This is a genomic window from Candidatus Hydrogenedentota bacterium, assembly GCA_019637335.1.
GTDB lineage: Bacteria > Hydrogenedentota > Hydrogenedentia > Hydrogenedentales > JAEUWI01 > JAEUWI01.
Genome location: JAHBVV010000010.1, coordinates 179,635 through 192,493, shown reverse-complemented (window position 1 = coordinate 192,493; position 12,859 = coordinate 179,635). Strand labels below are relative to the sequence as shown.

11 protein-coding genes are annotated in these 12,859 nt (G+C 62.0%); 8 read left to right on the top strand and 3 right to left on the bottom strand.

Features of this window, described 5'->3' with window-relative positions; translation table 11 throughout:
- A partial coding sequence (locus tag KF886_13255) for a hypothetical protein (GenBank protein ID MBX3178322.1) occupies positions 1-722 on the top strand: 722 nt, incomplete at its 5' end.
- 85 nt (positions 723-807) lie between these two features.
- Positions 808-1,515: a DUF2569 family protein gene (locus tag KF886_13250; GenBank protein ID MBX3178321.1), complete on the top strand. Its 708-nt coding sequence runs from the start codon at positions 808-810 to the stop codon at positions 1,513-1,515.
- 375 nt (positions 1,516-1,890) lie between these two features.
- On the opposite strand, the gene KF886_13245 is transcribed toward KF886_13250, so the two are convergent.
- Both KF886_13245 and KF886_13240 read right to left on the bottom strand, forming a co-directional pair.
- On the bottom strand, positions 1,891-2,937 hold the full coding sequence (locus tag KF886_13245) for a Gfo/Idh/MocA family oxidoreductase (protein ID MBX3178320.1): 1,047 nt from the start codon (positions 2,935-2,937) through the stop codon (positions 1,891-1,893).
- A gap of 201 nt (positions 2,938-3,138) precedes the next feature.
- Positions 3,139-3,546 carry a hypothetical protein gene (locus tag KF886_13240; protein MBX3178319.1) on the bottom strand — a complete coding sequence of 136 codons (408 nt, stop codon included), beginning with the start codon at positions 3,544-3,546 and terminating at the stop codon, positions 3,139-3,141.
- A gap of 342 nt (positions 3,547-3,888) precedes the next feature.
- On the opposite strand from KF886_13240, the gene eboE reads away from it, so the two are divergent.
- The 4 genes from eboE (at position 3,889) to KF886_13220 (ending at position 9,085) form a co-directional block, all read left to right on the top strand.
- On the top strand, positions 3,889-5,076 hold the full coding sequence (gene eboE, locus KF886_13235) for a metabolite traffic protein EboE (GenBank protein ID MBX3178318.1): 1,188 nt from the start codon (positions 3,889-3,891) through the stop codon (positions 5,074-5,076).
- Between the two features lie 299 nt (positions 5,077-5,375).
- Complete coding sequence (locus tag KF886_13230) at positions 5,376-6,251, top strand: UbiA family prenyltransferase (protein MBX3178317.1); 876 nt, start codon at positions 5,376-5,378, stop codon at positions 6,249-6,251.
- On the top strand, positions 6,248-7,636 hold the full coding sequence (locus tag KF886_13225) for an alkaline phosphatase family protein (protein MBX3178316.1): 1,389 nt from the start codon (positions 6,248-6,250) through the stop codon (positions 7,634-7,636). Before KF886_13230 ends, KF886_13225 begins: the two co-directional genes overlap by 4 nt.
- A 195-nt stretch (positions 7,637-7,831) precedes the next feature.
- On the top strand, positions 7,832-9,085 hold the full coding sequence (locus KF886_13220) for a GGDEF domain-containing protein (GenBank protein ID MBX3178315.1): 1,254 nt from the start codon (positions 7,832-7,834) through the stop codon (positions 9,083-9,085).
- Here the strand turns inward: KF886_13220 and KF886_13215 are convergent.
- A complete protein-coding gene (locus KF886_13215; protein ID MBX3178314.1) occupies positions 9,061-9,402 on the bottom strand; it encodes a DMT family protein in 342 nt (113 codons plus the stop codon). The two genes, KF886_13220 and KF886_13215, sit on opposite strands and share 25 nt — an antisense overlap.
- On the opposite strand from KF886_13215, the gene KF886_13210 reads away from it, so the two are divergent.
- The gene (locus KF886_13210) at positions 9,401-10,810 is read left to right on the top strand and encodes a hypothetical protein (GenBank protein MBX3178313.1); all 1,410 of its coding nucleotides are present in this window, start codon (positions 9,401-9,403) and stop codon (positions 10,808-10,810) included. The two genes, KF886_13215 and KF886_13210, sit on opposite strands and share 2 nt — an antisense overlap.
- An 83-nt stretch (positions 10,811-10,893) precedes the next feature.
- Positions 10,894-12,849: a potassium/proton antiporter gene (locus KF886_13205; protein MBX3178312.1), complete on the top strand. Its 1,956-nt coding sequence runs from the start codon at positions 10,894-10,896 to the stop codon at positions 12,847-12,849.
- Positions 12,850-12,859 lie beyond the last annotated feature (10 nt).

Sequence of the window (12,859 nt, the reverse complement as noted above, 5' to 3'; positions counted from 1 at the left end):
AAGGACGTTTGTGCGATTCGCATATTGTCCCTGAGTTCTTCTACAAGCAGATGAATCTCTACGACGAGAAGCATCGCTTCAACGTTCTATCCACCGAGCCGGACGAACATCGCCCCACCGAGCAAAAGGGCATACGCGAGAAACTTCTTTGCAAGCATTGCGAGCAAAAACTGAGCGTGTGGGAGAACCATGCCCGACGTGTGCTGTATGGCGGTGAGTGTATTGAAATTGCCATCCAAGATTCGAGAGGCTTTGAATGCACGGTTGACTATGCGAAGTTCAAACTGTTCCAGCTTTCGATTCTCTGGCGAATTGGCATAAGCAATCACTCCGGGTTTTCCTCGGTCAATCTGGGCGATCACGAGATCGCTCTGAGGAGGATGCTGCATGATGAAACGCCATGCGATACCGAAGCTTATGGCTGCGTCATTCTCTATTCGACGAAACATACGGGCATCACCGCAAACATGATTCACTGCATGGGAATGTCGAATGTTGATGGTGTAGAGTGCGTGCAGCTCCTTCTCGGTGGATTCTTCTGGCTATTCTTCCTTTCTGAAACCGCCATCGATCCGCGCCAGAAGGAATTGTTTCTTCAAGGGTCCGGCCACTTACGCATTCTGAAAATAGACGAGGATCCAAATCAGTACATTGAGAGCCTGGCACTTGATCTTCATCGCTCAAATCGCCACCGCTTTGACAAGCTCAACGAAGACAACTAGCAAACGGATTGAGATCCTGCCGCACCTTTGGAGCGGGATTGCCCGATTGAATTCAACAGTCAGATGCTCGTCAAGGAGATGCAATATGCCTAACCTGATATACCTCTATCACAACAATCAACAAATAGGGCCGTACTCACTTGACCAATTGAGATGCATGGTCGAGAAACACGAAGTTAGTCCCACTGCGCCTGCGAGGAGGGAAGGCATGTCTACCTGGATGCCTTTGAATAGCATTGTGGCGTCCAAAGGGAATCCCTGGCTGACAATTCCTCCACTCCCATCTGGTTCAAGTATCGTACAGGAAAAAAGTGACACTTCTCCGCTTATCGATGCCCCAAGCCCTAAAGGAGTGGGCGGCTGGTTGCTTCTCTTTTGTGTCACTCTTACCATACTTAGCCCCTTAGCAAACCTTGCCCAGATTTCGGGGATTTGGCTACAAGCAGAATCCGCACTCAATGAGTTTCCAACTCTAAAGCTTGCTATATTGTGGGAGAACACTGGTAGAATCGTCCTGGTCATTTACGGATTTATCGTTGGGTGCATGCTCTGGAGTGGAAACCCTAATGGGCGCGAAATCGCTAAGACGTTCCTTTTGATACGGATCTTCGGCTTCATCGGGATCGAGTTCATTGCCGTTTTGATCATGGGCGATTTGCCGACCGAGGTCTCCGCTCACGTTGTGGGTAGCGCCTTGGGTGCGGTCTTCAGAAATCTTATCGTGTTCTTGATTTGGTGGTTCTATTTTAAGAAGTCCAAGCGCGTTCGAAACACCTACGGAGCACACGGATGATCAACTGTTTTCCGCAAGTTACGTGCACGGTGGGCTCGAAAGTCACCGAACCCCTACTAGCGCGAACGCCACCATGTGCGTTCAGGCCGAGTGTCTGTTGGGAACCATCTATCCCTAAGGCATTAGATCGATTTAAGTTTGCCAAGTGTCCGTCTTGGTGTAGTGCTATTGCCCTAGTTCCTTTTGCCTCGGATTTCCTGTCTATAAACAGTCGTTCCCGGGATGAATCGGATCTGTGCTTGGCAACATTAATCTGGTTAGAACCCTTAGGCGCTGCCGAGGGCTGGAAGCTGCCTCGCCCCTTCTGAGCGGTTTCGCTAGCAGCGCCGGGTCGTAGATGGCTCATCTAACGGCGACTACCCTGCACCTACAGCTCTACCACCCCACCACCCCGCCGCCCCCCTCCGCCGATGCAAACAGCGCGGCCATGACCCTATGGCACGCGCGGGTTCGTTTGGGCCATTGCGGGTCGAGGTTGCCGGTGAGGGCGATGTCTGAGAAGGTTTCGACTAGCTTGACGACGTGGTCGCAGGGTTGTACTTTCTCCTCGGTGTCTTTTCCCATGACATCGCCGAGGATGTAGCGGTCGCTTCCGGTGAAGGGGCCTTCGTAGGCGGCGAAGTTGCCGGTTCGGCCCTGGCCGCCTACTTGATCGTCGACGCGGATGAGGCCGGTTTCGCCGACGGCTTCCCACTGGGAGCGATGGGGCAGTTCGACGCCGCAGTCGAAGGTGGCGATGCGGCCGCCGGGGAACCAGAGGGTCCCGCCGCAGCCGACGATGGTGTCGACGGTGTTCTTGGAGACGTAGTTCATCTGGACGCGCTCGGGGCGGGTGTAGTTGTAGAGCCACATGATGGCGCCGATGGGGTACCAGCCCTGATCGCCGAAGCAGCCCATGGGTTCGCGGGTTTTGTCGGTGCGGCCGTTGCCGCCTTCGAGCCAGGCTTTGTCGGGGGCTTTGAAGGTGAATGCGGCGGTGACGCGCTTGAGGTCGCCGATGGCGCCGCTGGCGATGCGTCGCGCGATCTCGCCGGTGCGCGTGCTGTGGAGCCACATGGTTCCGTCCATGAACTGCACGCCGTTGTCGCGGCATGCCTGGATGGCGTCTTCGATGCCGCCGGCGAAGGGCTTTTCGGCGTAGACGTGTTTGCCGGCTTCCGCGGCCTTTATGATCCATTCGTTGCGCAGGGCGCTGGGCAGGGGGATGTAGACGGCGTCGATGGCGTCGTCGGCGAGGAGTTCGTCGTAGGAACCGCAGGCCCGGGGGACGCGGTGGGCGTTCGCCCAGTCCCGGGCTTTGTCGAGGGAGCGGCTGGCGACGGCGGCGGGTTCGGCGTTTTTGGCGTCGTGCATGCCGGCGACGACTTTGGTCGCGATCGCGGCCGTGCTCATGATGCCCCAGCGGATATTGCGCTTTTCCATGGTGGGTTCCTTTCGTGTGTGCTGGTCGGTGGTGCGGGCAAGGATAGCAGGCGGCGTGGTGTGAGATCCCGCGGAAAGAGGGGCGAGCTTGGGCGCCATTGGCGCGTTGGACAGCCGGAAGGGCTATTCCGCCTGCGGCGGACTTTCAGCCTACTTTTTTCGGCGCGAGGGACGTGTATGCTCGGGCGTGGGGCGGGGGTCTTATTCCCCCTGCTGGCGCGGGGCGGGTTTTTCTTCCTGGCTGTTGGTATGAAAGTAAATCACGCTGGCGAATCCGATCAGGTAGGCAATATTGTCGATCGCCAATTCGGAGAGGCCGAACTCCCGCATGAGTAAGGTGGCGAAAACCATACCCGCGCCGAAGCACCCGAAAGCGAAGGACAACGGCGCTTTCGCTATGTTTTCATGCCGTTTTTGGAAGAACTTGAACATGGGCTTACCCCTTCCCGGTCGGTTCCTGGCTGGCGGCGTTGGCGTCTGGACTGCGGAAGACAGGATATCGAAGATTTCTGATTGAAGCAACGTTAACGTCGGGTATTGACGGGTGCCCAAGCGCTGGCTCCATGGCCGGCCCATGCCCGTGGTGGAGCCCAAGGGGCGCAGGTTCATTACGCCGGCGCCAGGCTCCTCCAGATGTGGCGGAAATGGGCGCGGTGCTTTGCGCCTGGCGGCGTTGGACAGCCGGGACGGCTATCCTACATTTGCGCCTTTTGGCGCGTTGGACAGCCGGGACGGCTATCCTACATTTGCGCCTTTTGGCGCCTTGGACAGCCGGGACGGCTATCCTACATTTGCGCCTGGCGGCGTTGGACAGCCGGGACGGCTATCCTACATTTGCGGACGGGCCGACGGTGCGCGGTGGCGGAAATGGGCGCGGTTTTGTGCAACGTGGGTCTTGCCCCCTCTATAATGGGCAAAGTCAATTTATCCGACGAACCCCAGCGAGGCGCCATGTTTACTTCCGGCCAGAATATTCTTGGCTATTGCACCAATGTCCATGCGGGCAATGATTACGCCACGACGCTGGCGAATCTGGAGCGCTATGCCGTTCGCGTGAAGGAGCGGGTGTCGCCCGATGCGCCGATGGGCGTGGGGCTTTGGCTGCCGGCTTCGGCGGCGCGGGAAATCGTTGCGACGGACCGCATTGGCGAGCTTGCGGACTGGCTTGCGGAGCGGGGGTTGTCCGTGTTCACGATGAACGGCTTCCCGTACGGCGATTTTCACGATGCCGTGGTGAAGCACGCGGTTTACAAGCCCACGTGGGCGGAGGCGGCGCGGCTGGACTACACGAAGGACCTGGTGCGCATTCTCGGCGGGCTGCTGCCCCAGGGCGCGGAGGGCGGCGTCTCCACGCTGCCGGTGGGCTGGCCGGCGGGGGATTCCGACGCGGAGACGCTGCGCGCGGCGGGCGAAAACCTGCGCGTGCTGGCGGATCACCTGGCGCGGGAGGAGGCGGCGACGGGCAAGTGCATCCATGTCGATATCGAGCCGGAGCCGGGCTGTTTGCTGGACACGAGCGGGGACATGATCGCGTTTTTTGAGGAACACCTTCTCGAACGCGGCAACGAGGAGCATTTCGCGCGCTATCTTCGGGTCTGCCACGACGTCTGCCATGCGGCGGTGATGGGCGAGTCGCAGGCGGATGTGCTCCTGGCCTACCGGTCGGCGGGATTGCGTGTCGGCAAGGTCCAGCTCTCGTCGGCGGTGGAGGCGGATTTTACGCGGCTGGACGTCAACGATGGATCGCTGGCGCTCGATCAGCTGTTCACCTTCCAGGAGCCGCGCTACCTGCACCAGACGATGGTCCGCCACGCGGTGGATGGCGAGGAGACGCGGCTCTACGAGGACTTGCCGATCGCGCTGGACGCCATCGCGGATCGGCCGCTGATGGAATACACGCTGCGGACGCATTTCCACGTGCCGCTTTTTCTGGATACGTTCGGGTATTTGCGCGCGACGCAGCAGGAAGTCCGCGAGTGCCTGCAGAGCATCGGCGCGCTGTCGGACTGCCGCCATTTTGAGGTGGAGACCTATGCCTGGAACGTGCTGCCGGAATCGCTTCGGGTGGACGACCTCGCGGAGGGCATCGCGCGGGAGATGCAGTGGGTGCTGGATGCGTCGGACGGCAGTAGAACGTAGAACCGAAGCGGCGCGGAAGCCTATTCTTTAGCCACAAAGTACACAAAGAGCACAAAAAGTATCGGGTGTCATTTTGATATTGCCGATGCATTGCAGGGCGCTTTCAAAAAACCTATCGAACCCTTTTTCGCCGTTGCGTGAGGATGCTCTGGGATGCCACCTTTCACGGGTGACTCCTCAACGGAACGAAGGCTTGCAGCGCTTCCGCTCCCTTTTTCTTTGTGTTCTTTGTGCGCTTTGTGGCTAAAAACCTAGTATCTAATGTTATTCCACCTCACTCATTCATAGAAAGAATCTGAATGCCGTCAAAGCTCAAGGCGTATCTGCAACTTTCGCGCATTTCCAACCTGCCCACGGTGTTTTCCAATGTGCTTGTAGGATTTGCGCTTGCGGCGGGCGGTGGCGCGCTAGAGTGGCCCAAGGCCCTGCTGGCGGCGGTGATCTCGGCGCTTTTCTATATCGGCGGCATGGCCCTGAACGACCTGCTCGACCGCCACATCGACGCAAGCGAGCGGCCCGGACGCCCCATTCCGTCCGGCGCGCTTTCCGTTCGCGAGGTCACGCGCTTCACGTTCATGTGCTTCGGATCGGGCCTCATTCTGACGCTCGTCTTTGCGCCCGGGGCCCGCTACGTCGCCCTGGCGCTGATCGGCGCCATTGTGGCCTACGATGTGCTCCACAAGCGCTGGAACGCCTCCCTCGTGTTCATGGGCCTGTGCCGCGCGCTGGTCTATGCGCTGGCGGCCGCAATCGCCGCCGGATCGCGGCTGGATTCCATCGCCGGGGTGGCGCTTTTCGGCGGCTTGATCGCTCTCTACATCATCGGGCTGACCGTTGTCGCGCAGAAAGAAGCGGCGGGCCGGCTTGGCTTCCGCCGCTGGCTTGCGGTGGCCATGATCTTTCTCCCTTTCACCGTGCTCCTGTTCACGGGCGGCGGCGATTGGCGCTGGACCATGGTTGTGGGCCCGCTGCTGTTGCTCTGGCTCATCCGGTCCGCGCGCTTCATCTGGCAGGCCCCGCCGAAAGTCGTGCCCGCCGTGCTCGGGTGGCTCGCGGGCATCTCCCTGCTGGACGCCTTTTTTCTGACCCTTACCCCCTTCCCCGGGCTGTCGCTGGCCGCGCTCGCGTGCTTCGCGGTGACGGTCTGGGGCCACCGGAGGATTGCCGGCACATGACCACGTCGCACCATCCCACCGCCGTGCTGCTCGCGGTCGGGCTGACCGAATCCCTGATTTCCGAGGCTTGCCCACGCATCCAGGCGTTTCTCCGCGGCGGGCGCCGGCAGTACCTGGAGCCGAGCTTCCCCGCCGTCACCACGACGGTGCAGTCTTCCATGCTCACCGGCGCGCCCCCGCGCGAGCACGGGATTGTGGGGAACGGGTGGTACAACCGCGAGATGGCGGAGGTGCAGTTCTGGAAGCAGTCCAACCACCTCGTGGAGCGCCCGAAGGTCTGGGAGATCGCGCGCGAGCGGGATCCGTCGTGCACCACGCTGAACATGTTCTGGTGGTACAACATGTACTCCTCCGTTGATTTCTCCGTCACGCCGCGCCCGATCTACAAGGCGGACGGGCGCAAGATTCCGGACTGCTATTCGCACCCGCAGGACCTGCGCGACGAATTGCAGGCGGAACTGGACACGTTTCCGCTCTTCAATTTCTGGGGACCGGCGTCGTCGATTAAGTCCACGCAGTGGATCGCGGACGCGACGGTTTACGCGCACCGGAAACACCGGCCCGGCCTGACCCTGGTCTATCTCCCCCACCTCGATTATTGCCTCCAGAAACTCGGCCCGGAACACCCGGACATCCCGAAATACGTCGCCGAGCTTGACGCCGTGGTGGGGCAACTGCTGGATTACTTCGAGGGGGCCGGGGTGCGCCCGATGATCGCCAGCGAGTACGGCATTATGCCGGTCGACGACGCGGTCCACCCCAACCGCATCCTGCGCGAAGCGGGCGCGATCAGCCTCCGCGTGGAGGAAGGGCTCGAACTGCTGGACGCCGGCGCGAGCGACGCCTTCGCCGTGGCGGATCACCAGTGCGCCCACGTGTATGTGAAGGATCCGGGGCGCATCGGCTACTACGCCGAGCTTCTTCGCGGCGTTCCGGGGGTGGAGCGGGTGCTGGATCGCGCGGAGCAGGCGGCGCTGGAGCTGGATCACCCACGGTCCGGGGATTTGGTGCTCCTCAGCGAGCCCCGCCGATGGTTCAGCTATTACTACTGGCTGGACGACGCGCGCGCGCCCGATTTCGCGCGCTGCGTGGACATCCACCGGAAGCCGGGCTACGATCCCGTCGAACTCTTTCTGAATCCCGCCCTGAAGCTGCCCCCGGCCCACATCGCGTGGCGCCTGCTCAAGAAGAAGCTCGGCTTCCGCACGCTTATGGACCTGATCCCACTCGACACGGCGCTGGTGCGGGGATCTCATGGCCGGCACGCGCTCGACGACGCCCTGAAGCCACTGCTCCTCACCTCGGGCGAGCGGGGGCACGGGGACGAGACGCTCCCATGCACAGCGGTGCGGGACGCGATCCTCCAGCACCTTTTCGCCCCCTGAACATACACGGGCGGCGGCCGGGGAAGACGGCACGAAATTTTTCGCCAAACTTGTGGAATATTTCGCCCCGGATCGTTAAGATAGCGTTCAGTTTTGGTGACGCCCCCAGTTCAAAGCCTTGGGAATGTCACTGTAACTGGGGTGTCAGTGGGTTTGGGAACCGTGTGCCGGCGCATGCCGGGGGAGACTCTTTTCGTGCTTGATGAGTCGTGCGACCCGCGGGTGGAGCAATACACCAATTATGTTGTGTGTATGCAACAGTTGGAATTTCCGGAAGAGGACTTCGGCGACGAGGATGATGCGCTCGGCCGCCTGGGGAGGGAGCTCGTGGCGCTCGCAGGCGCGCTGGATCGCCATTACCGGGAGCAGGCCCATTTGCTCGATGTCACCGAGCGCGTGAACCAGGGCTTCTTCATCAACGAGGTGATGGATCACGTCTACGAGACGTTTCGCCCGCTCATCCCCTACGACCGGATCGGGTTCGCGCTTCTCGAAGACGACGGCACGACCCTGAAAGCGCATTGGGCCCGAGCAGACGACATTAAGATACGGCTGAAAAACGGGTATGCCCAGCGCCTTAACGGCAGCAGCCTGAATCACGTCATCCTGACCGGCGAGCCGCGTGTCATCAACGATCTGGAGGCATACTACGCGGCGAATCCCAAGTCGCATTCCACGAGACTTGTGCTGGACGAGGGCATTCGATCCAGCTTGACATGCCCGCTCGTGGCGCTGGGCAAGCCGCTCGGCTTTCTCTTTTTCTCCAGCCGGGAGAAGGGCACGTACCGCAACGTGCACCAGCACGTGTTCCGCCGCATTGCGGCCCAGCTCTCGGTCATCGTCGAGAAAAGCCGCCTGTACGAGGAGCTTTTCCAGATTAACTCGGAACTGCTCGAGGCCCGGCAGATACTCCAGCACCAGGCCACGCACGATGGCCTGACGGGGCTCTGGAACAGAAAGACGATCCAGGATTTCATGGAGGAGGAGCTTGCGCGCGCGAAGCGCTCCGGCAAGAGCGCCGCCGCCATCATGGTGGACATCGACCATTTCAAGGAACTAAACGACGCGCACGGGCACCTTGCGGGCGATGCGGTGCTGCGGGAAGTGGCCCGCCGCTTCGAGGAGGTGGCGCGCCGCGGGGATACCGTCGGGCGCTACGGCGGCGAGGAGTTTCTCGTCGTGCTGGCGGCGGGCAGCGGCCCCGGCGCGGAATCGGCGGCGAAGCGCTACCTGCAGCAGATCGCCGCAACCCCGATCGAGGCGGAAGGAAGAATGTTCGCCGTTACCGTCAGCCTGGGGGTTGGGATCGCGGAGGACAGTACCGGCTTCGACGGCGATGAACTGCTGAAGCTTGCCGATGACGCCCTGTACGCGGCCAAGCGCAACGGGCGGAACCGGATTGTGGTACGGTCCGCGCAGGCGCCTCAGGCGTTGCGAAACATGAAATAGGCCGCCCCCGCGAGGCAGATGCCCGCCCAGAGATAGTCGAGCGTGATCTTCTCCTTCATGTAGTATACGCTGAATACGGCAAATACGCCCATCGTGATTACTTCCTGGGCGATTTTGAGTTGGGCCAGTGTAAAATGCTGGTGTCCGATCCGGTTCGCGGGTACCTGGAAGCAATACTCCAGAAAGGCGACGGACCAGCTTGCGACAATGGCCAGGAGCAGGGGCTTGTCTTTGAAGTCCTTCAGGTGGCCGTACCAGGCGTAGGTCATGAAGATATTGGAAATGACCAGCAAGGCTAATGGGAGGAGTTTGATCATGGCGCGGAATCCTAGCACACGGATTGGCAGCAATTCACCACGCCACACGCCGGCCCGGCGCGCCCCGATTTTTCGGGCCATTTTCGCGGTCTGCGCCCTGGCCGCGGCGGTCGCGTCCGCGGAAGACGCTCCCCCATTCGCCCTGTTCGACGTGGTGGACAACGGGCCGCCGCCGGCCAACGTTCCGGAGATCGAGCCCTGGAAAACGATCGCCCTGGAGGCGGATTTCGGCGGGCAGTGGCTCGTCGCGGGCGATGTGGACGGGGACGGCGCGGTGGACATCGTCAGTGCGGAAAACTTCAACGAGGGCGATGTACACTTCACGAGCGCGGTGGCGGCGCAGCGCCTGGATGGATCCACGATCTGGACGTGGGGCCGCCCGGAGATCGGCCGCAAGACGTGGCACCACGATGTGGCCTGCCAGATCGCCGATTGGGACGGGGACGGCCGGAACGAGGTGGTGGTCTGCGACGAATCGGACATTGTGGAGATCGATGGCGCGACGGGCGCGGAGAAGCGGCGCATCCCGATTGAAAAGGGCGCGACGGATTGTATCGTGTTCTGCGACCTGGCGGGCAAGGGCCGCGCCTCGGATGTGCTGGTGAAAGACCGCTACGAGAACATCTGGGCGTACAACCAGGCTGGGGAACTGCTCTGGCATGTGAACCTGCCCGGCGGCTACCGGACCGCGCACCAGCCGCGCCCGATGGACATTGACGGGGACGGGCGCGACGAGATCATGGCGGGGTTTGCGATGCTGAACCCCGACGGCTCGGTGCGCTGGGTTTATGAATCGAAGACGACGGATCTGCACCGGGGGCACCTGGACTGCGCGCGGCTCATGGCGATGTCGGAGAACCTCGACGAAGTTCGCATTGCGCTAACGTGCTGCGGCGCGAACAATATCGCCGTCGTGGATGGGCGCGGGCGCCCCATCTGGGAGTATGCGGGCCACCACTTCGAATCGCTGCAACTGGCGGAAATCGTCCCGGGGCTTCCGGGGCCGCAGATCCTGGTCGACATCGACCACCGCCCGCCGGGCGAAGGTCCGCTCTGGGTCTTCGATGCGGAGGGCAACCGGCTTGGACAGATCATGACGCGGTACGCGCGGCATCACCGCCTGGTGGACTGGACGGGCGATGGATTCGCCGAGATTTTGAATGGGGACAACCGCGCGATTTACAATGCCTCCGGCGCACGAATCGCTACGCTGGCGATCCCCGGCGCCCGGCAGGACGGCGAACCCTCGTTCGAAATGAGCATCCTGCTCGGGGACTGTGATGGCGACGGGCGGCAGGACGCGATCCTCGTGACCCCGGATCGGGCCTTTATTTATCGGAACGAAAGCGGCGCCCGTCCAGAGACACCCCCACCGGCGGGCACGGAGCCCAACGTTACGTTGTATTAAGCCCGCTCGGCGCGAAATCCGCTCCTATCTCGGGCCCCGGGCGGCAACAAGTCCGCTGGCGACACCTGAAGGAGTGCAATTAGATGCTTGAACCGTCGCTGATCCTGTTTGTAACGGGTCTGCTCGTGTTCGCCAGCATTGTGGCCAGCCGCATATCCGATCGGCTCGGGCTGCCCGCGCTGGTGGTGTTTCTTTGCATCGGGATGCTCGCGGGTTCGGACGGGCCAGGCGGCATCCAATTCGCGAATCCGAGAGCCGCCAGCTTCATCGGTACGATCGCCCTCGCCTTCATCCTCTTCTCCGGAGGGCTGGACACGAACTGGCGCATCATCCGGCCCGTGCTTGGGCGCGGCGTCATCCTGTCCACACTCGGCGTCGCGATCACGGCGGGTCTCGTGGGCATTTTTGCCTGGCTTGCGCTCGGCTTCTCCCTGCCGGCGGGCCTTCTGCTGGGCGCGATCATCTCTTCGACCGACGCCGCAGCGGTGTTCTCCGTGCTGCGCGGCCGCGGGGTGGGCCTCAAGGGCAACCTCAAGCCGCTGCTGGAACTGGAATCCGGCAGCAACGATCCGATGGCCATTTTCCTGACCCTGGGGATGACCCAGATTCTCACCACCCCCGAATTCAGCTGGCCCTCGCTTGTGCCGGCGTTCTTTGTGAATATGCTCGCGGGGGCGCTTGTCGGCGCGGGAACGGGACGCCTGGCGGCGGTCGCGTTCAACCGGATCCGCATGGACTACGAGGGCCTTTATCCGGTCCTGAGCATGAGCCTCGTGCTCCTTACTTTTGGCCTGGCCGAGTTTCTGCGGGGCAACGGCTTTCTCGCGGTTTATATCGCCGGGGTGATCCTGAATGGCAACGACTTCGCCCACAAGCGCAACGTGGTGAAGTTCCACGACGGGCTCGCCTGGATGATGCAGATCGGCATGTTCCTGACGCTCGGGCTCCTCGTATTCCCTTCACAGCTACCCGGAGTCGCGCTGATGGCGCTGTCCGCCTCCGCCTTTCTCATGCTCGTGGCGCGTCCGGTTGCCGTGGCCATTGGGCTGGCCGGGAGCGAATTCAGCCGCCGCGAGCGCCTCCTGGTCGCGTGGACCGGGCTTCGGGGCGCCGTGCCCATTGTCCTGGCCACCTTCCCGCTCATGGCGGGCTACGAGCACTCGGCGCTTATCTTTGACGTGGTTTTCTTCATTGTTTTGACCTCGGTATTGATCCAGGGCACGCTTCTGATGCCGGTGGCCCGCTTTCTCGGGGTGGACGAGCCCCTTAAGTCGAGGCCGGCGTTCTCCCTGGCCATCGAGCGGCACGGGCAGGCGCAGGGCAACACGCGCGAAGTGGAGATTCTACCGAACATGGCGGCGGTCGGGCGAACGGTCGCCGACCTGGAGATCCCGGCCGAAGTCCTGATCCTGCTCATCGGTCGCGGGGAAAGCTTCGTCGTGCCCCGCGGTCAGACGATTATCGAACCGTACGATACCCTCCTCCTGCTGGGCGAGGAGGAGAAACTCAAAGAGGCCAACGAGGCCATTCTCTCGCCGCCGGCGCGCCCGAAGCCGATCAAGGCGCCGGCGGACCCGCTGGCCGCCCTGCCCTACACGACCGACGAGAAATACCTCTCGCGCCAAGTCGTGCTTGTGGGCTATGGGCGCGTTGGACGCCGCATCGCGCACTACCTCCTCGAACGCGGCATCCCGTATGTCGTCGTTGAAGAAGGCCGCGAGATCGTGGAGAAGCTCCGGGAAGACGGTATCCCCGCCGTCGTCGGCGACGCTTCGGACCCCATCGTGCTGGCGCAGGCGCACATCGCGCGGGCCGCCATGCTGATCATCGCCACGCCGGACACCATGAAGGTGCGACAGATGGTGGAAACGGCGCGCAAGATCAATCCACAAGTCGAGGTGCTCATCCGATCGCACAGCGAAGTGGAGAGCCGGCTCCTGGAGCAGGAGGAAGCCGGCAAGATATTCCTCGGCGAGGAGGAACTGGCGCGGAGCATCGTCCGCCATGCGTTGGAGCGTTTCCGGGAACGCGCGGAATAGGCGTTCGGTG